The 24762-nt window shown below is 55.1% G+C and carries 20 protein-coding genes and 1 pseudogene; 10 read left to right on the forward strand and 11 right to left on the reverse strand.

Annotated elements, in window-relative coordinates:
* Window positions 1–41: 41 nt before the first annotated feature.
* Window positions 42–194, reverse strand: coding sequence for a hypothetical protein (locus tag KOSB73_RS31490; RefSeq protein WP_418268728.1), 153 nt, complete (start codon window positions 192–194; stop codon window positions 42–44).
* Window positions 195–468: 274 nt separating this feature from the next.
* Between KOSB73_RS31490 and sdhC the strand changes: the two genes are divergently transcribed.
* The 10 genes from sdhC (at window position 469) to KOSB73_RS11135 (ending at window position 12504) form a co-directional block, all read left to right on the forward strand.
* Window positions 469–873: a succinate dehydrogenase cytochrome b556 subunit gene (gene sdhC / locus KOSB73_RS11090; RefSeq protein ID WP_004130523.1), complete on the forward strand. Its 405-nt coding sequence runs from the start codon at window positions 469–471 to the stop codon at window positions 871–873.
* On the forward strand, window positions 867–1214 hold the full coding sequence (gene sdhD, locus KOSB73_RS11095) for a succinate dehydrogenase membrane anchor subunit (RefSeq protein ID WP_004100278.1): 348 nt from the start codon (window positions 867–869) through the stop codon (window positions 1212–1214). The genes sdhC and sdhD overlap by 7 nt, the downstream gene beginning before the upstream one ends.
* Window positions 1214–2980 (forward strand): succinate dehydrogenase flavoprotein subunit, encoded by a 1767-nt coding sequence (sdhA, locus tag KOSB73_RS11100; protein ID WP_009651647.1) that lies wholly within the window; start codon window positions 1214–1216, stop codon window positions 2978–2980. Before sdhD ends, sdhA begins: the two co-directional genes overlap by 1 nt.
* A gap of 15 nt (window positions 2981–2995) precedes the next feature.
* Window positions 2996–3712 (forward strand): succinate dehydrogenase iron-sulfur subunit SdhB, encoded by a 717-nt coding sequence (gene sdhB, locus KOSB73_RS11105; protein ID WP_004130526.1) that lies wholly within the window; start codon window positions 2996–2998, stop codon window positions 3710–3712.
* A 380-nt stretch (window positions 3713–4092) separates the two neighbouring features.
* Window positions 4093–6900: a 2-oxoglutarate dehydrogenase E1 component gene (gene sucA / locus KOSB73_RS11110; RefSeq protein ID WP_004130528.1), complete on the forward strand. Its 2808-nt coding sequence runs from the start codon at window positions 4093–4095 to the stop codon at window positions 6898–6900.
* A 14-nt stretch (window positions 6901–6914) separates the two neighbouring features.
* The gene (gene odhB, locus KOSB73_RS11115; RefSeq protein WP_004130530.1) at window positions 6915–8138 is read left to right on the forward strand and encodes a 2-oxoglutarate dehydrogenase complex dihydrolipoyllysine-residue succinyltransferase; all 1224 of its coding nucleotides are present in this window, start codon (window positions 6915–6917) and stop codon (window positions 8136–8138) included.
* A 99-nt stretch (window positions 8139–8237) separates the two neighbouring features.
* The gene (gene sucC, locus KOSB73_RS11120; protein WP_004130532.1) at window positions 8238–9404 is read left to right on the forward strand and encodes an ADP-forming succinate--CoA ligase subunit beta; all 1167 of its coding nucleotides are present in this window, start codon (window positions 8238–8240) and stop codon (window positions 9402–9404) included.
* Window positions 9404–10273, forward strand: coding sequence for a succinate--CoA ligase subunit alpha (gene sucD, locus KOSB73_RS11125; RefSeq protein WP_004100288.1), 870 nt, complete (start codon window positions 9404–9406; stop codon window positions 10271–10273). Before sucC ends, sucD begins: the two co-directional genes overlap by 1 nt.
* 252 nt (window positions 10274–10525) lie before the next feature.
* Window positions 10526–11218 (forward strand): helix-turn-helix transcriptional regulator, encoded by a 693-nt coding sequence (locus tag KOSB73_RS11130; protein ID WP_049130869.1) that lies wholly within the window; start codon window positions 10526–10528, stop codon window positions 11216–11218.
* A gap of 383 nt (window positions 11219–11601) precedes the next feature.
* On the forward strand, window positions 11602–12504 hold the full coding sequence (locus KOSB73_RS11135; protein WP_004133431.1) for a LysR family transcriptional regulator: 903 nt from the start codon (window positions 11602–11604) through the stop codon (window positions 12502–12504).
* 185 nt (window positions 12505–12689) lie between these two features.
* Here the strand turns inward: KOSB73_RS11135 and cobO are convergent, their stop codons facing one another.
* The 10 genes and pseudogenes from cobO to glmS form a co-directional block, all read right to left on the reverse strand.
* Window positions 12690–13292 carry a cob(I)yrinic acid a,c-diamide adenosyltransferase gene (gene cobO, locus KOSB73_RS11140; RefSeq protein ID WP_004133429.1) on the reverse strand — a complete coding sequence of 201 codons (603 nt, stop codon included), beginning with the start codon at window positions 13290–13292 and terminating at the stop codon, window positions 12690–12692.
* Between the two features lie 9 nt (window positions 13293–13301).
* Window positions 13302–14954 carry a class I fumarate hydratase gene (locus tag KOSB73_RS11145; RefSeq protein ID WP_004133427.1) on the reverse strand — a complete coding sequence of 551 codons (1653 nt, stop codon included), beginning with the start codon at window positions 14952–14954 and terminating at the stop codon, window positions 13302–13304.
* Window positions 14955–14965: 11 nt separating this feature from the next.
* Window positions 14966–15967 (reverse strand): glutaminase A, encoded by a 1002-nt coding sequence (gene glsA / locus KOSB73_RS11150; protein ID WP_064342361.1) that lies wholly within the window; start codon window positions 15965–15967, stop codon window positions 14966–14968.
* Between the two features lie 103 nt (window positions 15968–16070).
* Window positions 16071–17349: pseudogene (locus tag KOSB73_RS11155) on the reverse strand (dicarboxylate/amino acid:cation symporter); the annotation flags it as partial.
* Window positions 17350–17518: 169 nt separating this feature from the next.
* The gene (locus KOSB73_RS11160) at window positions 17519–17836 is read right to left on the reverse strand and encodes a DUF4387 domain-containing protein (RefSeq protein ID WP_004133422.1); all 318 of its coding nucleotides are present in this window, start codon (window positions 17834–17836) and stop codon (window positions 17519–17521) included.
* On the reverse strand, window positions 17833–19203 hold the full coding sequence (locus KOSB73_RS11165) for an acyclic terpene utilization AtuA family protein (RefSeq protein ID WP_024358779.1): 1371 nt from the start codon (window positions 19201–19203) through the stop codon (window positions 17833–17835). The genes KOSB73_RS11160 and KOSB73_RS11165 overlap by 4 nt, the downstream gene beginning before the upstream one ends.
* 3 nt (window positions 19204–19206) lie before the next feature.
* On the reverse strand, window positions 19207–20448 hold the full coding sequence (locus tag KOSB73_RS11170; protein ID WP_004130566.1) for a methylaspartate ammonia-lyase: 1242 nt from the start codon (window positions 20446–20448) through the stop codon (window positions 19207–19209).
* Entirely contained in the window at window positions 20448–21893 is a 1446-nt protein-coding gene (locus tag KOSB73_RS11175) for a methylaspartate mutase subunit E (RefSeq protein ID WP_024358777.1), read from the reverse strand. The genes KOSB73_RS11170 and KOSB73_RS11175 overlap by 1 nt, the downstream gene beginning before the upstream one ends.
* A 16-nt stretch (window positions 21894–21909) precedes the next feature.
* Window positions 21910–23298 (reverse strand): methylaspartate mutase accessory protein GlmL, encoded by a 1389-nt coding sequence (gene glmL, locus KOSB73_RS11180; RefSeq protein WP_098140510.1) that lies wholly within the window; start codon window positions 23296–23298, stop codon window positions 21910–21912.
* The gene (glmS, locus tag KOSB73_RS11185) at window positions 23298–23747 is read right to left on the reverse strand and encodes a methylaspartate mutase subunit S (protein ID WP_049087170.1); all 450 of its coding nucleotides are present in this window, start codon (window positions 23745–23747) and stop codon (window positions 23298–23300) included. Before glmS ends, glmL begins: the two co-directional genes overlap by 1 nt.
* Window positions 23748–24762: the final 1015 nt, after the last annotated feature.

Genomic DNA, 24762 nt, shown 5'->3' on the forward strand with positions numbered 1-24762 from the left:
CAACAGCAAATCAGCGTTTTAGCAGCCCGAATATTTTAAAACTATATACCACTAATAACTGTCCTGATTACATCGGTCAATACTCTCTCACTGTTGCATAACTTATTCTCAGGTAAAAGAGTGACCCCATAACTTTTGCGTATTATTGCATTTATCTGGTAATGGTTGTAACAATAATGTTTAATATTTGTCAAATCAGATGATTAAAAATTAAAAATATGTTGTTATCGTGACATTGATCACTGTTCGGGAGAAAACCCGACAAACTATATGTAGGTTAATTGTAATGATTTTGTGAACGGCCTATACTGCCGCCAGGTCTCCGGAACACCCTGCAATCCCGAGCCACCCAGCGTTATTTTGTCACGCTTTAACTCCTGAAAAGGCGTTTTAACATGACTTTTAGTTATAGATAAGGACGCTGTCTGACCCGCAAGCAGACCGGAGGAAGGAAACAATAAGAACAGCATGTGGGCGTTATTCATGGTAAGAAATGTGAAAAAACAAAGACCTGTCAATCTGGATCTGCAAACGATCCGGTTCCCAATCACGGCGATAGCGTCCATTCTCCATCGCGTATCCGGAGTGATCACCTTCGTGGCGGTCGGGATTCTGCTTTGGCTGCTGGGCACCAGCCTTTCCTCTCCCGAAGGTTTTCTCACTGCGGCATCCATTATGGATAGCTTCTTTGTGAAGTTCATCATGTGGGGCATCCTGACCGCGCTGGCGTATCACGCGGTGGTCGGTATTCGCCACCTGCTGATGGATTTTGGCTACCTTGAAGAAACCCTCGAAGTAGGGACACGCTCCGCCAAAATTTCTTTTGTTATTACTGTCGTGCTTTCACTTCTCGCAGGAGTCCTCGTATGGTAAGCAACGCCTCAGCACTAGGACGCAACGGCGTACATGACTTTATTCTGGTCCGTGCTACCGCTATCGTTCTGACCCTCTACATCATCTATATGGTGGGCTTTTTTGCCACCACCGGTGAAATTTCATGGGAAGTCTGGACGGGCTTTTTCTCCTCCGCGTTCACTAAAGTCTTCACCCTGCTGGCTCTCGTTTCCATTCTGATCCACGCCTGGATTGGGATGTGGCAGGTGTTAACGGACTACGTTAAACCACTGGCCGTGCGCTTAATTCTGCAACTGCTGATCGTTGTTGCGCTGGTGGCTTACGTTCTTTATGGATTTGTTGTGGTGTGGGGTGTGTAATGAAATTGCCAGTCAGAGAATTTGATGCAGTTGTGATCGGTGCCGGCGGCGCAGGTATGCGCGCGGCGCTGCAGATTTCCCAAAGCGGCCAGACCTGTGCGCTGCTCTCCAAAGTCTTCCCGACCCGTTCCCATACCGTTTCCGCGCAGGGCGGCATCACCGTCGCGCTCGGTAATACCCATGAAGATAACTGGGAATGGCATATGTACGACACCGTCAAGGGGTCGGACTACATTGGCGATCAGGACGCCATCGAATATATGTGTAAAACCGGCCCGGAAGCGATTCTGGAGCTGGACCATATGGGTCTGCCGTTCTCGCGTCTCGAAAATGGCACTATTTATCAGCGTCCGTTCGGCGGCCAGTCGAAAAACTTCGGCGGCGAGCAGGCGGCACGTACCGCTGCGGCGGCTGACCGTACCGGTCACGCCCTGCTGCACACCCTCTATCAGCAGAACCTGAAAAACCACACCACTATTTTCTCCGAGTGGTACGCGCTGGATCTGGTGAAAAACGCCGATGGCGCGGTGGTCGGCTGTACCGCCCTGTGCATCGAAACGGGTGAAGTGGTTTACTTTAAAGCTCGCGCCACCGTGCTGGCGACCGGCGGCGCAGGCCGTATTTACCAGTCCACCACCAACGCTCATATCAATACCGGCGACGGCGTGGGTATGGCGATCCGCGCCGGCGTTCCGGTGCAGGATATGGAAATGTGGCAGTTCCACCCGACCGGTATCGCCGGTGCGGGCGTTCTGGTGACCGAAGGCTGCCGCGGTGAAGGCGGCTATCTGCTGAATAAACACGGCGAGCGCTTTATGGAGCGTTATGCGCCGAACGCGAAAGACCTGGCGGGTCGTGACGTGGTGGCGCGTTCCATCATGATCGAAATCCGTGAAGGTCGCGGCTGTGACGGTCCTTGGGGCCCGCACGCCAAGCTGAAGCTTGACCATCTCGGTAAAGAGGTTCTCGAATCCCGTCTGCCGGGTATTCTGGAACTCTCTCGTACCTTTGCTCACGTCGACCCGGTGAAAGAGCCGATTCCGGTTATCCCAACCTGCCACTATATGATGGGCGGTATTCCGACCAAAGTGAGCGGCCAGGCGCTGACCGTTAACGAGCAGGGCGAAGACGTGGTGATTCCGGGGCTGTTCGCGGTAGGCGAAATCGCCTGCGTATCGGTACACGGCGCGAACCGTCTGGGCGGCAACTCGCTGCTTGACCTGGTGGTCTTTGGCCGCGCGGTGGGCCTGCATCTGCAGGAGTCTATCGCCGAACAGGGCGTACTGCGCGATGCGACGGATGACGAGATCGATGCTTCGCTGGAACGTCTGAACCGCTGGAACGGCAACCGCAATGGTGAAGACCCGGTCGAAATCCGCAAAGCGCTGCAAGAGTGTATGCAGCATAACTTCTCGGTATTCCGCGAAGGGGACGCAATGGCGAAGGGCCTTGAGCAGCTGAAAGCGATCCGCGAGCGTCTGAAAAACGCCCGCCTGGATGATACTTCCAGCGAGTTCAACACTCAGCGCGTTGAGTGTCTGGAGCTGGATAACCTGATGGAAACCGCTTACGCCACCGCAATGTCTGCGAACTACCGTACCGAAAGCCGCGGTGCACATAGCCGCTTCGACTTCCCGGATCGTGATGATGAAAACTGGCTGTGCCATTCCCTGTATCTGCCAGAGTCGGAATCCATGACGCGTCGTAGCGTCAATATGGAACCGAAGCTGCGTCCGGCATTCCCGCCGAAGATTCGTACTTATTAATGCGGAGACAGGAATATGAAACTCGAGTTTTCAGTTTATCGTTATAACCCGGACGTAGACGATGCTCCGCGCATGCAGGACTACACCCTCGAAGCGGAAGAAGGTCGTGACATGATGCTGCTGGATGCGTTAATCCAGCTGAAAGAGAAAGATCCGTCGCTGTCGTTCCGCCGCTCCTGCCGTGAAGGGGTATGTGGCTCCGACGGTCTGAACATGAACGGGAAAAATGGTCTGGCGTGCATCACGCCGATCTCGGCGCTGAATCAGCCGGGCAAGAAAATTGTTATCCGTCCGCTGCCAGGATTACCGGTTATCCGTGATTTGGTGGTAGACATGGGGCAATTCTATGCACAATATGAGAAGATTAAGCCTTACTTGTTGAATAATGGGCAAAATCCTCCTGCTCGCGAGCATCTGCAGTCGCCAGAGCAGCGTGAGAAACTCGATGGTCTGTACGAGTGTATTCTCTGCGCATGTTGTTCAACCTCTTGCCCGTCGTTCTGGTGGAACCCGGACAAGTTTATCGGCCCGGCTGGCCTGCTGGCCGCGTATCGCTTCCTGATCGACAGCCGCGATACCGAAACCAGCGAGCGCCTCGAAGGGCTGAGCGATGCTTTCAGCGTATTCCGCTGTCATAGCATTATGAACTGCGTCAGTGTGTGTCCTAAGGGGCTGAACCCGACGCGCGCCATCGGCCATATTAAGTCGATGCTGCTGCAGCGCAGTGCGTAAGCAACCCGGTCTGTCCCGGATGGCGCTATCGCTTATCCGGGCTACCCGAAGCAGTTGCCCCGGCAAGCGTTCGCGCCGCCGGGGGATATAGCAGGAAACCTCTAAAAACTGCCACATTAATAGTAATAATCGAGATGTTCAGCGCGAGACAAGGCGCGAGCAGAACGAATCTCCGGGAGCATAGTGAACGATGTGACCGGAGTGAGTGAGGGTCGCAACACAGTCGCAGCCTGAACAAAGAAGATTATTAGACAGTTTTTAAAGGTTCCTTAGCGGACGAAACCACAACTCCTCCGCAAAAAGTGAACCCCGGCACGTACAACTTCTGTGCGTGGTAGTTTCTACGGCGAAATAAGCATATAAATGCTTAAGGGATCACGATGCAGAACGGCGCAATGAAAGCCTGGCTGGACTCTTCTTACCTCTCTGGTTCGAACCAGAGCTGGATAGAACAGCTCTATGAAGACTTCTTAACCGATCCTGACTCTGTTGACGCCAACTGGCGTTCTATGTTCCAGCAGTTACCTGGCACCGGAGTCAAACCGGATCAATTTCATTCCAAAACGCGTGATTATTTCCGCCGCCTGGCGAAGGATGCCTCGCGTTACACTTCTTCGATTTCCGACCCTGACACCAATGTGAAGCAGGTTAAAGTCCTGCAGCTCATCAACGCATACCGCTTCCGTGGTCACCAGCATGCGAATCTCGATCCGCTGGGCCTGTGGCAGCAAGAGAGAGTGGCGGATCTCGATCCGGCTTACCACGATCTGACCGAGGCCGATTTCCAGGAGATCTATAACGTAGGCTCTTTTGCCATCGGTAAAGACACGATGAAGCTGGGCGATCTGATCTCCGCCCTGAAGCAGACCTATTGCGGCTCCATCGGCGCGGAATATATGCACATTACCTCTACCGAAGAAAAACGCTGGATCCAGCAGCGTATTGAGTCGGTAGCGGGCAAAGCGAGCTTTAGCGCCGAAGAGAAAAAGCGCTTCCTCAGCGAGCTGACCGCGGCGGAAGGCCTGGAGCGCTACCTCGGCGCAAAATTCCCGGGCGCTAAACGCTTCTCGCTGGAAGGCGGCGATGCGCTGATCCCGATGCTCAAAGAGATTATCCGCCACGCGGGTAAGAGCGGCACCCGCGAAGTGGTGCTGGGCATGGCGCACCGCGGTCGTCTGAACGTACTGGTCAACGTGCTGGGTAAAAAACCGCAGGACCTGTTCGACGAATTCGCCGGTAAACATAAAGAGCACCTTGGTACCGGTGACGTGAAGTACCACATGGGCTTCTCGTCCGATATGGAAACCGAAGGCGGTCTGGTGCACCTGGCGCTGGCGTTTAACCCGTCGCACCTGGAAATCGTCAGCCCGGTGGTTATCGGCTCCGTACGCGCGCGTCTCGATCGTCTCGACGAACCGAGCAGCAACAAAGTTCTGCCGATCACTATTCACGGCGACGCCGCGGTTACCGGCCAGGGCGTGGTTCAGGAAACCCTGAACATGTCCAAAGCGCGCGGTTACGAAGTGGGCGGTACCGTACGCATCGTTATCAACAACCAGGTTGGCTTCACCACCTCCAACCCGCTGGATGCGCGTTCTACCCCGTACTGCACCGACATCGGTAAGATGGTGCAGTCGCCGATTTTCCACGTTAATGCCGATGACCCGGAAGCCGTGGCTTTCGTGACCCGCCTGGCGCTGGATTTCCGTAATACCTTCAAACGCGATGTCTTCATCGACCTGGTGTGCTACCGCCGTCATGGCCACAACGAAGCCGACGAGCCGAGCGCGACCCAGCCGCTGATGTACCAGAAAATCAAAAAGCATCCGACCCCGCGCAAAATCTACGCTGACAAGCTGGAAGCCGATAAGGTCGCGACGCTGGAAGACGCTACCGAGCAGGTGAACCTCTACCGCGACGCGCTGGATGCCGGCGAATGCGTGGTGCAGGAGTGGCGTCCGATGAACATGCACTCCTTTACCTGGTCCCCGTACCTCAACCACGAGTGGGATGAGAGCTACCCGGATAAAGTTGAACCTAAGCGTCTGCAGGAGCTGGCGAAACGCATCAGTACGGTGCCGGAAGCCGTTGAGATGCAGTCGCGCGTCGCAAAAATCTACGGCGACCGTCAGGCAATGGCCGCCGGTGAGAAGCTGTTCGACTGGGGCGGCGCGGAAAACCTCGCCTACGCTACGCTGGTCGATGAAGGCATTTCGGTGCGTCTGTCCGGCGAAGACTCCGGGCGCGGGACCTTCTTCCACCGCCACGCGGTGATCCACAACCAGAAAAATGGTTCAACCTATACGCCGCTGCAGCACGTCCACAACGGCCAGGGCCATTTCAAAGTCTGGGACTCCGTACTGTCGGAAGAAGCGGTACTGGCGTTTGAATATGGCTACGCTACCGCGGAGCCGCGCACCCTGACCATCTGGGAAGCGCAGTTCGGCGACTTCGCTAACGGCGCGCAGGTGGTTATCGACCAGTTCATCAGCTCCGGCGAGCAGAAGTGGGGCCGTATGTGCGGTCTGGTGATGCTGCTGCCGCACGGCTACGAAGGCCAGGGACCGGAGCACTCCTCCGCGCGTCTGGAACGCTATCTGCAGCTCTGCGCCGAGCAGAACATGCAGGTTTGCGTACCGTCCACGCCGGCGCAGGTTTACCATATGCTGCGTCGTCAGGCGCTGCGCGGTATGCGTCGCCCGCTGATCGTGATGTCGCCGAAATCGCTGCTGCGTCACCCGCTGGCGGTGTCGAGCATGGACGAACTGGCGAACGGCACCTTCCAGCCGGCAATCGGTGAAATTGACGATCTCGACCCGAAAGCCGTGAAGCGTGTTGTGCTGTGCTCTGGTAAGGTTTACTACGACCTGCTGGAACAGCGCCGCAAGAAAGAGCAAAAAGATGTCGCTATCGTTCGCATAGAGCAGCTCTACCCGTTCCCGCACCAGGCGGTACAGGAAGCGCTGAAACCCTATGCGCACGTGCATGATTTTGTCTGGTGCCAGGAAGAACCGCTCAACCAGGGCGCGTGGTACTGCAGCCAGCATCACTTCCGTGAAGTGATTCCGTTTGGGGCCTCTCTGCGTTATGCAGGCCGCCCGGCCTCCGCCTCTCCGGCGGTAGGATACCTGTCCGTTCACCAGAAACAGCAACAAGATCTGGTCAATGACGCGCTGAACGTCGATTAATTAAAGGATACATAATGAGTAGCGTAGATATTCTGGTTCCCGACCTGCCTGAGTCCGTAGCTGACGCAACGGTTGCCACCTGGCATAAAAAACCGGGCGATGCGGTTGTTCGTGACGAAGTGCTGGTAGAAATCGAAACTGACAAAGTGGTACTGGAAGTACCGGCTTCAGCGGATGGCATTCTGGACGCGGTCATTGAAGACGAGGGCGCTACCGTGCTCTCTCGTCAGATCCTCGGCCGCCTGCGTGAAGGCAACAGCGCGGGCAAAGAGTCCGGCGCGAAAGCCGATGCCAAAGAGTCGACGCCGGCCCAGCGCCAGCAGGCTTCTCTGGAAGAACAAAACAACGATGCGCTGAGCCCGGCGATTCGCCGTCTGCTCGCGGAACATAGCCTCGACGCGGCGGCCATTAAAGGCACCGGCGTTGGCGGCCGCCTGACCCGCGAAGACGTAGAGAAACATCTGGCGAACGCTCCGGCTAAAGCTCCAGCCCCGGCGGCTGCGCCCGCTGCAGCTGCTCCGGCTCCGCAGCTGGGCCACCGCTCTGAAAAACGCGTGCCGATGACTCGTCTGCGCAAACGCGTTGCCGAGCGTCTGCTGGAAGCGAAAAACTCTACCGCCATGCTGACCACCTTCAACGAAGTCAACATGAAGCCGATTATGGATCTGCGTAAGCAGTATGGTGACGCGTTTGAAAAACGTCACGGTATCCGTCTGGGCTTCATGTCCTTCTACGTGAAGGCGGTGGTTGAAGCGCTGAAACGCTATCCGGAAGTTAACGCCTCTATCGATGGCGATGACGTGGTATACCACAACTATTTCGACGTCAGCATGGCGGTCTCCACGCCGCGCGGCCTGGTTACCCCGGTTCTGCGCGATGTCGACCTGCTGGGCATGGCGGATATCGAGAAGAAAATTAAAGAGCTGGCAGTAAAAGGCCGCGACGGCAAGCTCACCGTAGACGACCTGACCGGCGGTAACTTCACCATTACCAACGGCGGCGTATTCGGTTCTCTGATGTCCACGCCGATCATCAACCCGCCGCAGAGCGCGATTCTGGGTATGCATGCCATTAAAGATCGTCCGATGGCAGTGAATGGTAAGGTCGAAATTCTGCCGATGATGTACCTGGCGCTCTCCTACGACCATCGTCTGATAGACGGACGTGAATCGGTAGGCTACCTGGTTGCGATTAAAGAGCTGCTGGAAGACCCGACTCGTCTGCTGCTGGACGTGTAGTCAGCAAGAGTATTACCTACCGTAGGCCGGCTAACATGCGCTAGCGCCGTTATCAGGCCTACAGGTTTATAATTATTCCCTGAAGGATGGACTGAACACATGAACTTACATGAATATCAGGCAAAACAACTCTTTGCCCGCTATGGCTTACCGGCGCCGGTGGGTTATGCCTGTACTACTCCGCGTGAAGCAGAAGAAGCCGCTTCAAAAATCGGCGCGGGTCCGTGGGTAGTGAAATGTCAGGTTCACGCTGGTGGCCGCGGCAAAGCGGGCGGTGTGAAAGTAGTTAAGAGCAAAGAAGACATTCGCGCATTTGCTGAACACTGGCTGGGCAAACGCCTGGTGACCTACCAGACAGATGCAAACGGCCAGCCGGTTAACCAGATCCTGGTGGAAGCGGCGACCGATATCGATAAAGAGCTGTACCTCGGCGCGGTCGTTGACCGTAGCTCCCGTCGTGTGGTCTTCATGGCCTCTACCGAAGGCGGCGTGGAAATCGAAAAAGTGGCGGAAGAGACCCCGCACCTGATCCACAAAATCGCCATCGATCCGCTGGCGGGTCCGATGCCTTACCAGGGCCGTGAGCTGGCGTTCAAACTGGGTCTGGAAGGAAAACAGGTTCAGCAGTTCACCAAAATCTTTATGGGTCTGGCGACCATTTTCCTTGAGCGCGACCTGGCGCTGATCGAAATCAACCCGCTGGTGATCACCAGGCAGGGCGACCTGATCTGCCTCGACGGTAAACTGGGCGCTGACGGCAACGCGCTGTTCCGCCAGCCGGATCTGCGCGAAATGCGCGACCAGTCTCAGGAAGATCCGCGTGAAGCTCAGGCGGCGCAGTGGGAACTGAACTACGTCGCGCTGGACGGCAACATCGGTTGCATGGTGAACGGCGCGGGCCTGGCGATGGGTACCATGGACATCGTTAAGCTGCACGGCGGCGAACCGGCTAACTTCCTTGACGTTGGCGGCGGCGCAACCAAAGAGCGCGTCACCGAAGCGTTCAAAATTATCCTCTCTGATGACAACGTTAAAGCGGTTCTGGTTAACATCTTCGGCGGTATCGTACGCTGCGACCTGATTGCCGACGGCATCATCGGCGCGGTAGCCGAAGTGGGCGTTAACGTCCCGGTAGTGGTTCGTCTGGAAGGTAACAACGCCGAACTGGGCGCGAAGAAACTGGCTGACAGCGGCCTGAATATTATTGCAGCGAAAAGTCTGACGGATGCAGCTCAGCAGGTTGTTGCCGCAGTGGAGGGGAAATAATGTCCGTTTTAATTAATAAAGATACCAAGGTTATCTGCCAGGGCTTCACCGGTAGCCAGGGTACATTCCACTCTGAACAAGCCATTGCTTACGGTACGCAAATGGTTGGCGGCGTAACGCCGGGCAAAGGCGGCACCACCCATCTGGGCCTGCCGGTGTTCAACACCGTGCGCGAAGCGGTAGAAGCGACCGGTGCAACCGCATCCGTTATCTACGTTCCGGCGCCGTTCTGCAAAGACTCCATCCTGGAAGCTATCGATGCGGGCATTAAACTGATTATCACCATCACCGAAGGTATCCCGACGCTGGATATGCTGACCGTGAAGGTGAAGCTGGACGAAGCGGGCGTGCGTATGATCGGGCCGAACTGCCCGGGCGTGATCACCCCAGGCGAATGCAAAATCGGCATCATGCCGGGCCACATTCACCAGCCGGGCAAAGTGGGCATCGTTTCCCGCTCCGGTACCCTGACCTATGAAGCGGTTAAGCAGACCACCGACTACGGCTTCGGCCAGTCCACCTGCGTGGGCATCGGCGGCGACCCGATCCCGGGATCTAACTTCATCGATATCCTGAAGCTGTTCCAGGAAGACCCGCAGACCGAAGCGATCGTCATGATCGGCGAGATCGGCGGTAGCGCGGAAGAAGAAGCGGCTGCTTACATCAAAGATCACGTGACCAAACCGGTTGTCGGCTACATTGCCGGCGTGACCGCGCCGAAAGGCAAACGTATGGGTCACGCGGGCGCCATCATCGCGGGCGGCAAAGGCACTGCGGACGAGAAATTCGCGGCGCTGGAAGCAGCAGGCGTGAAAACCGTTCGCAGCCTGGCCGATATCGGCGAAGCGCTGAAAACCGTGATTAAGTAATAAGTAAAAAAACAGCCCTGACTTTCTGCATGGTTAAGGGCTGGTCCAATTTCGACATGGTTGGCCATCTGATGATGGCCTTTTTTTTTGCCTGGCGATGAGCTATCCGGTATCACTCGGCTTCCGGCCGCACGTTCATGCAATTTAATCATTTTCACCTGCGCAAATGAGATTATTTTTTGCGTCCGGCATCATCCTTTTTATCCGCACTATTTTGCATATTAAGCGTTTGCAAAAGTTGTGGAGAATAACGTGGCGCAAAAGAGCAAAGATGCAGTATTGGATTATTTCAGGGCGCTGGCAGAGGTTTTTTCTCGGGCAACAGGGCTGGTGGCAACGGTGATTGATGTGAAAGACAATCGATTGCCTGATTGCTATGGTAGCGGCAATTTCCTGGTCTTACCGCTGATTCAGGGCGATAAGTTATTCGGCTATATTATATGCGACCATCATAAATCGACCGATAATCATCATCGGGCGGCGGCAATAAGATTACTTAATTTTATCATTAATAATATTTCTGCGGCTGCAGAGGAAAAAGAAGAGGGCTCGAAAACATCGCTGGAGAAAAGGGGGTTTTATTATTCGCAAAAATCTCCGCATGAAATAAAATTAATATCGGCGCTACGCTATATTGATGAGAATTTATATGGCGAGTTGTCTCTGGAGTCTGTTGCCGCCCACGTCTGTCTGAGTGCGAATTATTTTAGCCGGTTTTTTAAAAAACGCCAGGGAGTGAATTTTAAAGTTTGGGTTAATCAGCGAAAAATGCAGCGGGCCGGGGAACTGCTCGCCGATCCGAGGTATTCGATAGATAGCGTAGCGCGTAAGCTTCAGTTCGCGCAAACCAGCTATTTTTGCCGGGTGTTTCGCGCGGCTCACCGCACCAGCCCGCAACTGTTCCGCGATCGGCGTCTCTCGGCGGCTTCTCCGCAGGCCGATTAGCCGCCGTTTAACCTTAATACAGATTTTTCCTGGAGCGTCCATTATGTGTGACCGATCGCGGAAAATTTTCCATTTATGTTCATCAGCGTATAATTAAATTTCACCGCCCATCGACTGACTTCGCAAATAAACAAGTTAATATGAAAAAATATTGACAACTTCTTGCCGTTATTTGCATGGCAATCACATTGTTTAAATTGTGTTTATTGTAGCGCCTGGGTATCATTGGTTATTATTTGATCGATTATAGTATGCGTTAATCATGGAATAGATCAATGACATCTGAGGGTAAAATAAAATATAACACACGGGGCTAACCGGATGTCCTTGCGCGCTTTTTTTATCTATTAAACAATTTTTGCACGGCGTAAATGGAAGACGTTATGAGAGGAAAAATACCCAAAACTGAATTACTGGTGACCTTTGAGGTTGTGGCTCGCCACGAAAGTTATACGCGAGCTGCGGAAGAGTTGGCTTTAACACAAAGCGCCGTGTTCCGACAAGTCACGGCGCTGGAGGATTTCCTCCATACGTCATTATTTAACCATGCTAAAAAAAGGATTTTTTTAAATGAGGCTGGCAAGCATTATTTGACTATCGTTAAGGAAACGCTTAACAAACTGGAGCGTGATACCAATTCGATTATGACATGGCAACCGACGGTGCAGGTTCTTGAGCTGGCCGTCAACCCTACCTTTAGCACCCACTGGCTGATCCCCAATCTGCGCGAGTTTAATAAATTACATGCGGGCATTATCGTTAATATTCATTCGCTGGCGAATATTGGCGATTTTCTTAGCCGCGAGTACGATGCCGCCATTATGCGCGAGGATTTTTGCTCGCCGTGGGCGGAGGTTGAGTATCTGTTCGAAGAGGAAATTCTGCCGGTGTGCGGCTGCGGGCTGCTGCCCGAACCCGGGCAGAAGCTGGCGGTGGAGGAGCTGCTGAGCGAGTTTCCGCTGCTGCATCAAAGCACGCGAATTCACGGCTGGCAGGAGTGGTTTGCGCTGTCGAATATCACCAGCCCGCAGATCAACATTGGTCCGCGTTTTGACCTGCTCTCGATGCTGATTGCGGCGGTGCGTTCGAACCTGGGCGTTGCGTTGCTGCCGCGTTTTGCTATTCAACATGACCTGGATAGCGGCGAGATGGTGATCCCCTGCGATGTGCCGATTCGTACCGGAAACCGCTTTATTATGACGTGGCAGGAGGATAAAGCGGAATCCCGGCATCTACAGGTATTCCGCGAGTGGCTGCTGCAAAAATCGGTGGTGTCGGCTGCCTGATGGCGTTTCGCAGAACGCAGTGAACCCGTAGCCCGGTCAGCGCAGCGCCACCGGGAAGAAACCGCGCCGAGGTATCAGGCCGGGCACTTTCCCCGGAGGCGGCGCTGGCGCGCCTGTCCGGGCTACTGTCCCGCAGAACGCTGTGAACCCGTAGCCCGGCTAAGCGCAGCGCGAGCCGGATAAAGCTACCAGTCAATTCCTACCTGCGCCTGAATGCCCTTGTCAAAGGCATGCTTCACCGGGCGCAGCTCACTGACCGTATCGGCAAGCTCAAGCAATCGGGCGTGGCAGCCGCGGCCGGTGACAATCACGTTCTGCCCGGGCGGACGATTGACAATAGCGGCAATCACTTCCTGAGTATCCAGATAGCGATACGCCAGCATATAGGTGAGTTCATCCAGCACCACCAGATCGTAGCCCGGGTCGGCCAGCATCCGCTTGCTCTCATGCCATACGGCCGACGCCGCCTCAATATCCGCCTCCCGGTTTTGCGTTTCCCAGGTAAAACCGGTACCCATGATGTGAAACTCAACGCCGAGCGGTTGCAGAGTATTGTATTCACCGTTATCCCACTGGCCTTTGATGTACTGCGCGACGCCGACGGTTTTACCATGCCCGACGGCGCGCGTTGCGGTGCCAAAGGCGGCAGTGGATTTGCCTTTACCGTTGCCGGTAAAGACGATCAGAATACCTCTTTGCTCTGTAGCCGCCGCCACGCGGGTATCAACCTGCGTTTTCAGCTTTTGCTGGCGCTGACGGTGGCGGTCGGGATTTCCACGCGCGTGCATAAACCCTCCTTAATGCCCCGCCGGGCAGGTTGCGCAGCGATGCTGATGCTCGAACTGGCTGAAGAAGTTATTGCCTTTATCGTCGACCAGCACAAACGCCGGCAGGTTATCGACTTCCATCATCCACACCGCTTCCATCCCCAGCTCCGGATACTCAAGGCAGCGTAAACTTTTCACATACTGCTGCGCCAGCAGGGCCGCCGCGCCGCCAATACTGCCGAGATTAAAGCCGCCGTGTTTATGGCAGGCGTCGGTTACCTGCTGGCTGCGGTTGCCTTTGGAAAGCATGATGAGACTACCGCCTGCCGCCTGGAAAGCATCGACGTACCCATCCATGCGTCCGCCAGTGGTAGGGCCGAGTGAGCCGCAGGCCAGATTATTCGGCGTTTTCGCCGGGCCTGCGTAGTAAACGATATGATTGCGCATGTACTCCGGCATCGGTTCGCCGTTATCGAGGCGCTCTTTGAGTTTGGCATGGGCGATGTCGCGGGCGACGACGATCGGACCGCTCAGCGACAGTCGGGTGCCCACGGGCAGCGTTGACATCTCGCGGAGAATTTCGCGCAGCGGCCGGTTCAGATCGAGCTGAACGCTTTGAGCCCCGTTTTCGATACGCTGAGAATCAGGGATAAACTTGCCCGGATTATGCTCCAGCTTCTCCAGCCAGATGCCGTGTTTGTTGATTTTGGCTTTGATGTTCCGGTCGGCGGAGCAGGAAAGGGCCATTGCGATCGGGCAGGAGCCACCGTGCCGCGGCAGGCGAATCACGCGAATATCATGGGCGAAGTATTTGCCGCCAAACTGCGCGCCAATGCCGAACTCGCGGCTGGCTTTGAGCAGCGCCGCTTCCAGCGACGTATCGCGAAACGCCTGCCCCAGTTCGTTTCCGCTGGTCGGCAGGTTGTCGTAATATTTTGTCGAAGCCAGTTTGGCAACCTTCAACGCCTGATCGGCCGAGAGACCGCCCACAACGAAGGCGATGTGGTACGGCGGACAGGCGGCGGTGCCCAGCGCTTTCATCTTTTCAGTCAGAAAGGCGGTGAGTTTTTCCGGCTGCAGGATAGATTTTGTTTCCTGAAATAGCGCGGCTTTGTTCGCCGAACCGCCGCCTTTATTGACGAAAAGGAAGCGGTATTCGCTCCCCGGCGCGGCGCTGATGTCGATCTGCGCGGGCAGGTTAGTCTGCGTGTTGACCTCAGTGTACATATCAAGGGGGGCATTTTGCGAATAGCGTAAATTGTTTTCCTGAAAGGTGGTGTAGATGCCCTGGCTCAGGGCCTCAGCGTCGTTGCCGCCGGTCCAGACGTTCTGGCCTTTGCTCGCGACGATGGTGGCGGTCCCGGTATCCTGGCAGTTTGGCAGCACGCCTTTTGCTGAGACTTCGGCGTTGCGCAGCAGCTGTAGCGCAACGTATTTATCGTTGCTGCTGGCCTGCGGGTCGTGCAGGATGCTGGCGATCTGCTTTAAATGCCCGGCGCGCAGGAAAAATGAAGCCTCATAAAATGCCTGCTGAGCCAGCAATGTTAACGCTTCCGGCGCAACCTTGATAACCTCTTCCCCATCTAACTCTGTCACTTTAACATGTTGATTTGTTAGTAATTCATATTCGGTATTATCGTTACTCTGAACAAAAAGTTCCTGCCAGACAAAGGGTTTCGACATTTTACTTCTCACTATTTCGCTATAAAGAGATTGGCCTGCGTCGCATGCGCGACATACTCGATGGTCTGCTGGGCGCGGACGCTGTTACCAGCTGCATCCAGCGGAGGAGAGTAGACGGCGATAGCGTATTGCCCGGGAACGACGGCGACCATTCCGCCGGCGACCCCCGATTTCGCCGGGATACCGACGGTGTAGAGCCATTTGCCGCTGCCGTCGTACAGTCCGGCAATCGCCATTTCCGCCAGCACCTGCGGGACGTAGCGTTCATTAAGCAACTGCTTGCCGTTGAACGGCGATTTGCCCTTATTGGCGAGTACGGCCCCCATTTTGGCGAGCTGCTCGACGGTGACATCCACCGAACACTGGCGGGTATAGATTTCGACGGCTTCCTGAGGGTCGCCATAAAAGCTGTGGTATGACTTCATCAGCATCGCCAGCGCCTGGTTATGCTGGTTGGTCTCCATTTCGGATTGAAATACCGGCTCATTAACGCGCAGCGAGCTATCGGCCCAGGCGTTAAGGTTGTTGAGAATGTTGTTCCAGCGTTCGGTTTTGTCTTTCGCCGCAATCAGGCTCACGGTACTCATGGCGCCGGCGTTAACCAACGGGTTCTCCGGCGCGCCTTGCGTGAGCTCCACGGCTAAGCCGGAGTTAAAGGGCAGGCCGGTGGCATTGGCGCCAAGTTTATCCAGCACCTCCTGCGGCCCGCGCTGTTCCATCGCCAGCGCCAGGGTGAAGACTTTGCTCAGGGATTCCATCGGAAAGGCTTTTTTCACGTCGCCGGTCTGGTAAATTTTGCCTTCGACCGTGGCGAGCGTAATGGCGAAATTATTCGGGCTATAGCTCGCCAGAGCAGGGATATAGTCGGCGACTTTACCATCGTGGTTGCTCTTATATTTCTGATGCGCCTGCTCGATAATGCCGGCGTAGTCCGGCTCGCTTTGCGCCTGCGCGGCGGCGCCAAACAGTAAGCTGGCGGTTAAGATGCAGGCGCCGAGAAATTTTACGTTCATGGTGTGTCCTGTTGGGATGATTGGAGGGAACCGGGCCGGACGTATCCGGCCTGGGGCTCATAGCCATGTTGCTGTCAGGACATCGCCACTTCGGACGTTTCGCTGGCAGGGCGATCCTGCTCCGGTTTTTTGACCGGGGCGGTGCCGCGGCAGCCTTCACCGTAATGCTCGCCTTCCCAGCGGCCAACGATGGCGGCGCCCATGGCGTTACTCATCACGTTGGTGGCGGAGCGTCCCATATCGAGGAACGGATCGACGCCCATCAGCAAAATCAGGCCCGCTTCCGGAATGTTGAACTGGTTCAGCGTCGCGGCGATAACCACCATTGACGCGCGCGGCACGCCCGCCATTCCTTTCGAGGTCAGCATCAGGATCAGCAGCATGGTGATCTGCTCGCCCATGCTAAGATGGACGTTGCAGGCCTGGGCGATAAACACCGTGGCGAACGAGCAGTAGGCCATGGAGCCCACCAGGTTAAAGGAGTAACCGATGGGGAGGACGAAGCTGGCGATTTTGGAAGAGACGCCAAATTTTTCCAGCTTATCGAGGGTGCCTGGGAAGGCGGCTTCTGAGCTGGATGTGGTGAAAGCCAGCAGCGCGGGCTCGAAGATCGCTTTGGTCAGACGGCTGATGCACGGGCCGACAATCACCGTCGACAGGCCAATCAGGATCGCCCACAGCATGCCCAGCGTCAGGTAGAACTCGCCCATAAAGATCCCGGCGCTGACCATCACACCCAGACCGCGTTCGGCAATCAGCCCGGAGATGGCGGCGAAAACGGTCAACGGCGCGAACAGCATGACGTATCCCGTTAGCTTCAGCATCACGTGCACCAGTGAATCAAGCACCTTCACGATGGGCTCGGCTTTTTCGCCGATCGCCGCCAGGCTGCAGCCGAGGAAAATGGAGAACACCACGATTTGCAGAATTTCGTTGCGCGCCATCGCATCAACGATGCTGGTTGGCACCGCGTGCGAGATAAACACTTTCAGGGTGAAGGGTTCGGACTGAACGGCGGCCACGGCTCCGGCATCGTGGGGGACGAAGTTGATGCCCGCGCCTGGCTGGAACAGATTGACGATCACCAGACCCAGCGCAATCGACAGCAGCGAGGCGCAAATAAACAGGAAAAAGGTTTTAGAGAATATGCGCCCGAGCGTTTTCGCATCGCCCATTTTGGCGATACCGACCACCAGCGTTGATATTACCAGCGGGGCGATAATCATTTTTACCATGCGTAAAAATATAGTGGTAAAGATGGAGATATCCTGCGCATAGGATTTTGCTGTATCTGCTGATGCCATATTATTAATGATCACCCCGGCAATCATGCCGAGTATCAGGCCTAATATGATCATTTTGGTTAAACTTATTTTTTTCATATTTACTCCATCGGAACAGGGTTAGTCGGTGAAGTGGTGTAGGGCGGCGTACGCCCGCGCCAGGTAGCAGCGCAGACGTACGCCTGTGGTGACCAACCGCATAAATTGTCTGGAATACAGTGATACAGCGAAATCCTGTACCCCAATGGATGTTGTTGTATTTTAGAAATTACAGGTCGAACTCAATACTTAATAACGGCGCATGCTGCTGAGCGCCATAAACATCATTGTCTCCGACGTTGCCGGAAATAATAGTCCGTGGCATGACGATTTTTACCGCGTTGGCCGGATCGAACCAGACAATACGATGAATAAAATCAGGCTTCACGTTATATAAACCGGCAATGAGCTGCGGAGTTAATAGTTCAGAACGTTTTACCCGCTGATAATCCTCCCGGGTTTTAAATAAAATATCTAAAACCAGTTCGTACGGTCCGGCGTTTTTGGAACGGATCACCTGCGCCAGTGAGCATAGGGATTGTTTCATGCCTGAACTCCTTCTGGCGTCACCTGTTCGATATGGAAGTCAAAGCGCAGCGCGTCGCTGGCTTCAATCAGGTGATAAATTGAGAACTCGTATACCGGGCCGCTCTGAATATCGGAAGGCGAGAACGGGAAGGCGAGGTTACCCGCGGTCGCAATGCGGTTTTCATAGCCGTAGTGCAGCAGGGTAGAGCGCACCAACGAGCAGACGCTATTGGCGATATCCTGGGTCGGCGCAACGACATCGAGCAAAATGCCCAGTTCATGCCCGGCGGTTTTCATCGGCTCGTGATTGCCCATCACGCCGTTTTTTCCATACAGATGGAAGGTCATGCGGATGCTGTCGTCAGCGAGCGAGAGGTTGCGCTTAACGCTGGCCTGTACCTCTTCGAGAATCGTGTCGATCCCGGCAATCATGATCGGATCGCGCGTTCCGGCAATGGTCAGGCAGCGGAAGCCGACCTGGCGTGCGCCTTCCAGCTTCAGCGCGTACGGCGTCGTTTCATGACGAGAACCGCTGACGTACACTTCGCCCTCGTTGACGGCTGTGAAGGTGCATCCTTTCAGGTTCAGCACGCCGCCCGGACCGGGCAGGAAATACGGATCGGACTTCTCGTACAGCGTATGCGCCGCCGCAGACGTTTCGGTAAACTTACGCTTTGGATTGAACGCTTTCAGCGTAAAGCCGTTGTCGTCGATAATCCCCATAGCGCAATCGGATCCGGAGCCCGGCGTGGCGGCTATGGCCGCGCACTCGAGAATTTTGCCGCAGTGCAGGGCCAGACCTTCATCAAAGCCCTGCATGATCGGCAGCGCCGCGAAGCAGGCCGGATCGTACGCCCGCCCGCCCAGCACTACCTGGGCGCCGGCCTTCAGCGCCCGCTGGAAGGGTTCGATCCCCATCTGGGCGACGATATAGGTGCTCTCTTCAATGGCCTCATGAGTCAGCTCCGGCACAAAATCCAGGGCAGTGATTTTGCCGTTATCCAGCGCCTGATGAACGATCGCTTTATCGACATCAGACGGAATCAACGCCAGGGAGAATGACAGATGTTCTTCCTGCGCAATCTCATGGATTATCTGCCGACACCACTCCAGATGCGGCGCGGCGCCGGATCCTCCGGCGGTGCCGATCACCACCGGGATATTGTTTTTCACGCCGGCCACGATCATATAGCGCAGATCGCGTTTCACCCCGGCCCGGTCGGTAAAGGGTTTGCCCGCCCCCAGGTAGTGGGGGCCAGGATCGGATGAACCGGCGTCAACGGCAATCAGATCCGGCGACTCTTCCATGGCTTTACGAAAGCTCTCTTCCGGGAAGCCATAGCCGAGGATAGCCGTGGGCGATAAGATCTTAAAGGTACGAGCCATCTCTTAATCCTTAGCCTGCAACAGCGCGATGGTGCGGTTCATTTCGTTAAACACGATGTTGAGACCTTCGTCGAAGCCCATACCTGGCTTGATCAGCATGCGCATCGGACGCGCGGCCAGCGCGACGTGAACGCAGGTGCGGGCGCTGATCTCGGTTTCGTTACAGGTACCGCCCTGATAGGCTTCCATCGCGTGTTTGTTGCAGTACAGCACCGCGTCCACGATGTTATGAATGCCGCCGAGATCCGGGGTTTTGATCTGCACCATGTGGCAGCTGCCGGCATCGGTAAAGTCAACGATGTCCTGGTAGGTGTTGCACCACTCGTCGGCGACAATTTTTACGCCGGAACCGAGGCGGGTCAGCTCTTTGGTAATGGCGGTCAGCATGCGGATCTGGTCCGGTTTGTTACCCGCATCCACCGGGCCTTCTATATACAGCGGTAGACCCTGCGCCTCTTTCTCCAGGCTGGCGATATAGTCGGCGCAGCGAACCGGGTCCATATCGAAAATCAGGCCGATGGTGCCGTATACGTCGATATGCAGCGTCGGGCGATAGCGGGGGCTGGCGCGCAGGCTCAGGATGCGATCGGACAGCCAGCGCACGTACTCACGCAGCTTTTCGCCTTTCAGGCCCAGCTTCTCTTCGACGTTGTTGATCAGCGCATGCGGCAGGACGTCAACGCCCTTGAGGATCATTTTGTCCACGGCGATGTAGCGATCGTCGCCGCTCTGACCAAATAACGGAATCGCTTCCGGGATGCAGGGCAGCTGCCATTCGTCGCAAACCACCTCCGCCTTCAGGCGACCGCTGGCCAGCGCGGTCGCATCGAGCAGCGCCTGGGAAAGACCATAGCGGACGGCAGTATGCAGCAGATGGCCGTCGATGCGCAGCTTGTCGAAGAAGCGGGCGTTCGGCAGGAAGGTATCGACATCGCGGCCTTCCAGCAGCGGTTTAATATGATCGTTGAGGAACGGGATAAAATTTTCCGCGAGGAACAGCGGGTCGCGGCCGCCCGCGCCCGAGTACTGTACGGCGGCACAGTCGCCGACCGCCACCGCGCCGTTTTCCAGAATCAGCTGGACGGACACGCATTCACCCGCCTGGCGTACCGAGGTGAAGCCTGGCGTTACCGGAGCACCGGTATAAATGAATCCATCATGACCCGCGCCGTTTTTAATCGCCTGCTGATCGTCAAAATAGAATGAAGAGTAGCCAGCGGTGAAAAGGGCCTGTTTAATTTTCATTATGGTCTTCCTATTAATTTACTGTGGGATACCGCGTTAATGTCATCAACAACCATCTGGAATGAGGGTTTGCGTCCTTCAAATTGCGCGCGTTCGGCGACGTAATCGTGGTGCAGGGCGAGGATGTCTTTCGGCAGCGGTACCGCGCCGGCTTCAAGCACGCGGATAGCGCCGGAATTGTCGCGAACCGGCAGAATTTTGCCGGCGTTGCAGGAAGCCGGAGCGAAAGGCACGTCCAGAACGCCCGCCTCGAAGGCCAGCACCGTACCGCGGGCGATATCGCCGTTGCCCAGCTCGAACACTTTCTTCAGTACTGCGCGGACTTCGCTTTTAATCAGTTCCACTTCTTGATCAACGGCGGCGCACGGCGGGAACTTCTGATCGCTGACCATATTGAGCATCTGGCGGGAGGCCTTCAGCCCCTGCGCGTTGGCTGCCGCGGTGGGAATACCGAACGCTTCGTGCGGGCTCTTGGTGATTACTTTAGTGGCGCCGGACATCCCGGCTACCGCCGCGCCCCAGGAGATAATGGCGAACGCTTTCGATTCATCTTCCGGAAAGCCGCCCATCCACTGGTGGAAGACGGTACTCAGCTCATAATCGTCGAAACCGTAATTGCCGAAGTACTCGTGGGAGAGCTCGCGAAGAGATCGAATGGCTGCGATGTCCTGGGTCAGGCTGCCGACCTGGCCGTAGCCGACGGTGATCGACTTGACGCCCTGTTCCAGCGCCAGCAGGCCTTCGATAATCGCCACCGCGTGGGACATAAACGGCGGGATCAGGGTTCCGGTCAGCGGGCCGAACGGTTCGCGGTTAATACGGATACCGTGCTCTTCATACAGGCCCATCAGGCGGTCGCAGTACTGCCAGTCGCGAATCGACTTCTCCAGAGTGACGCGCTTGGCGTAGGGAATGTTGTAGGAGATACCGCCGCCTTCGTAGCTGGTAAAGCCGCTGGCCATGGAGATTTCCGCCAGCAGGCGCGCGTCCGGCGTACCGTGGCGTACCTGGACCGGTTTTTCCAGCGCTTCGGTCATCCGCCGGCATTCGGCGACGCCGTGGTTAACCACCGGCAGGCCGTTCAGTTTGGAGGTCCCCGCCTCGATGGATTTCTGGATCCCGACCGCCGCTTCTTCGTAGCGGTTGAGGCGGGTATAGGCATCGATGGTGCTCGGCAGCAGATCGCACTCTTCCTGCAGGGTTTTGAGCAGCGCGATGTGTTCATCCATCAGCGCCACGCCCGCGCGCGGCTGGCTCAGGGTTTTACCTTCCTGGTCGGCCTTCAGCAGAGCGTGAGAAAAGCGTTTTTTCTCAGGAATGGTTTGCTGGTACTTCACGCCATCTTCGAAGTGCTCAACGTCCTTGCCGGTATGCCAGGTCTGCAATACCTGATGCCGCTCGGTCATGAATTCGTCATGGGTTAATTTTTTATTTCGAAGTTCCATTCGTAGCTGCCTTCATTTATAGGGTTAAACAGTGAATGCTGGTGCGAGCGGCGAGCTCGGGGTAGAGCCTGGCAACGTTTGCCAGCAGCGGAAGCAGGCCTTTTGCATCGCGGTAATAGTCAAACCGGGTCGGTAAGAGAATGCGTCGGCCGTCGTCATCCAGTTCGCGGTATTTCAGCCAGCTCTGGATGTCGAAGCGGCTGGCGCGGGAGAGCCATCCGCCGGAACCCACGACTTTGCGCACCGTGGTCAGATCGCGGCCCATCTGTAAATCGACGTTGCCCACGCAGGTGCACACCTGTTTTTTGGTGCCCGCGTGGCGTTCGCTGGCGTAGCCAACGCACAGCCCGGCCAGCACGGTGTCGAAATATTTTTCTTCCTCGTTAACCGGCAGATAATCCGGCTGCGCGACCAGATGGCGCAGGTAGCGGTAAAAGGCCTCCTGACGCTGCGGCTGGTGGGCAAACACCGCATTCACCAGCTCCCGGGTACTTTCACCGACCACGACCGCCGAAACGCGCATGCCGAGATCGCCTTCCACCGTCCGTTTCACAAACGGTTCCGGCACCCCGTGCAGAACGGTATCCGGGGAGAGCGTGTTGGCGCAGGCGGAGTAGACGTCGGTGGTGGCCCCGCCCATGTCAATCAGCATGAACTCTTTCCATGCGCTGTCGTAATGGCTGATGGTTTTCACCAGCTCGTAGACGGTCCACGGCGTCGGCATCGGTTCTTCGCCGGTTTCAGCGACGATAACGTCCAGCCCTTTGCCTTTGACGATACGGGATAAGAAGACATCGCAAATCGCCTTGCGGGCAGCGTACGGGTTCGGGTGATCGAGGTCGGGCAGAATATTGTCTACCGTGGTCAACTCTTTGTGGCCGAGGATGGCCTGAACCTCGTCCTGAATATCGCGGTTTCCGGCATAGATAATGGCGCAGTCAAGCTTTGACTCCGCCAGCGCGTGGGCGTTGGCCAGGCCGTAGCTCTCCTCGCCGCCGTCGGTGCCGCCGGTAAACAGCAGGATATCCGGCGGCGTGGCTTCCAGTTCCTGGATATCGTGACGGTTGAGCTTGTAGGCGTAGTATTGGGCGATTTTGGCCCCCGCCGAGTGGGCAGTGACTTTCGCTGATTCCAGGGTAATAGACGGCACCAGCCCCATCGCCGCGACGGCAAGGCCGCCTTTTGCCGATGAAGAGTATTTCAGCGTCACGTCACCGCGGTTCAGCAGCGGGCGCGCATCGGCAACGTTGAGCACCTGGTTCAGGCTGGCAAAAAAGCCTTCCGCCAGGTGATGGGTAGTGGTCGGGGTCAGAACGTGGTTTACCAGCGTCAGCTCATCCCCCTCCTGTGCGAAGAGGGCCGCTTTGGTCCACGTCGAGCCGATATCGACAGAGACGGTTTGCATCAGATAGCCTCTTCCAGACACTGCTGTTCAACGCCGTGGCGCTGGTTGATATCGTTCGCCATCAGCTGGCAGACGTCTTCCAGATCGTGGCTTGGGGCAAAGACGCGATTGAAACCCATCTCTTTGAATTTGGCCTCGACGTCGGCAAAATCATGTTTACCAACCACCAGGTTGCCGCCAACGTAAAGGAGGATGTCGCCAATACCGCGCTCGATGCAGCGTTCGCGCAGCCCCAGGCAGTCGATGTCGCCGTGGCCGTAAATAGACGACACGACGATGGCATCCGCGCCGGTTTCGATGGCGGCATCAATATATTCATCCTGACTGACCATCACGCCCAGATTGATTACGCGAAAATCATGGGCAGTAAAAACGCGGTCCAGGACTTTGTTGCCTACTGCATGGCAGTCAGCACCAATGACGCCAATAACAAGTGTTGATTTCTTCATGGGTAATCCTCTGTAAGGCTAATGGTAAAAAATAAAAACGACTTTCTAATATTTGCAGCGTTGATGATGGCCGCCTGTTAATAGGGCTGGAGTGTCTGTGGTTCGCAGAGGGGAAGCAATTGATCTATTTTCAGAATATCTTTCAAAAAACTCTCGTTTTTGATTTTGCGTGAAAAACTTCTTTTATATCATGATGTTATATTTTTATTTATTGTCTGGATTTATTTCTGCTTGAATCCTGGTAATAAATATAATGCGATGTTTGTGAGCAAGGTCTTATTTTATATTTCGTCTTGATTTTGCCTTCGCTAATAAGCGATGAATACACTTCTTTAAATTTTTCTGTGAGCGTAGTAACGGAATTTATGTGCTGATTTTTATATGTGGCGCGGGCAATTTGTTAGATTAAAGATATAAAATGGTGATTTGTGCAATTTATATTTCATTTTTGTTGATGAAAGGGGGAGGGCCGGCAAGCGTCACGTGGCGAGGATAAAAGCGCGATGTAGATGATACCGCGAAAGAGAAGGACGCTTTGCATCACCAAAAGAAAAAAAAGGCGCTGCGTTTACTTGATAATGAGATAGTTACGCAATTGTGTTAATTTTAAGTAAATGCAATGATAAATCTAATAAGAAAAAAATTTATGGCGTTAACTTGATAAAAAAAATCTGTGAGCTACGCGGCATTATCGACTGATAACCACATTTACGCGATCAGCGTTCAGCTCATTAAATTCCCCTCAGCGACGAAATAAATGGACTATCATTTTCAGTAACTGATGATACTCTTGAAAAACATATTGTTAACTTGGTGTTTACCTGTGAGGTACACGATATACATAATTAACATTTAAAATGAAAATTGATTTAAATCAATGTTTAAAACTTGGAAAAGACCGCGAAATGGAGTTAAATTGTCGCGGATCAAATTGACCGAAATCTGGTATTTTCGCTAAAAATTGATCGCTGTCGAAAACTGCAAATTTATCACAATAAAAACCTATTTATTGTAA

Origin of the sequence: Klebsiella grimontii (assembly GCF_900200035.1) — a bacterium.
Lineage (GTDB): Bacteria > Pseudomonadota > Gammaproteobacteria > Enterobacterales > Enterobacteriaceae > Klebsiella > Klebsiella grimontii.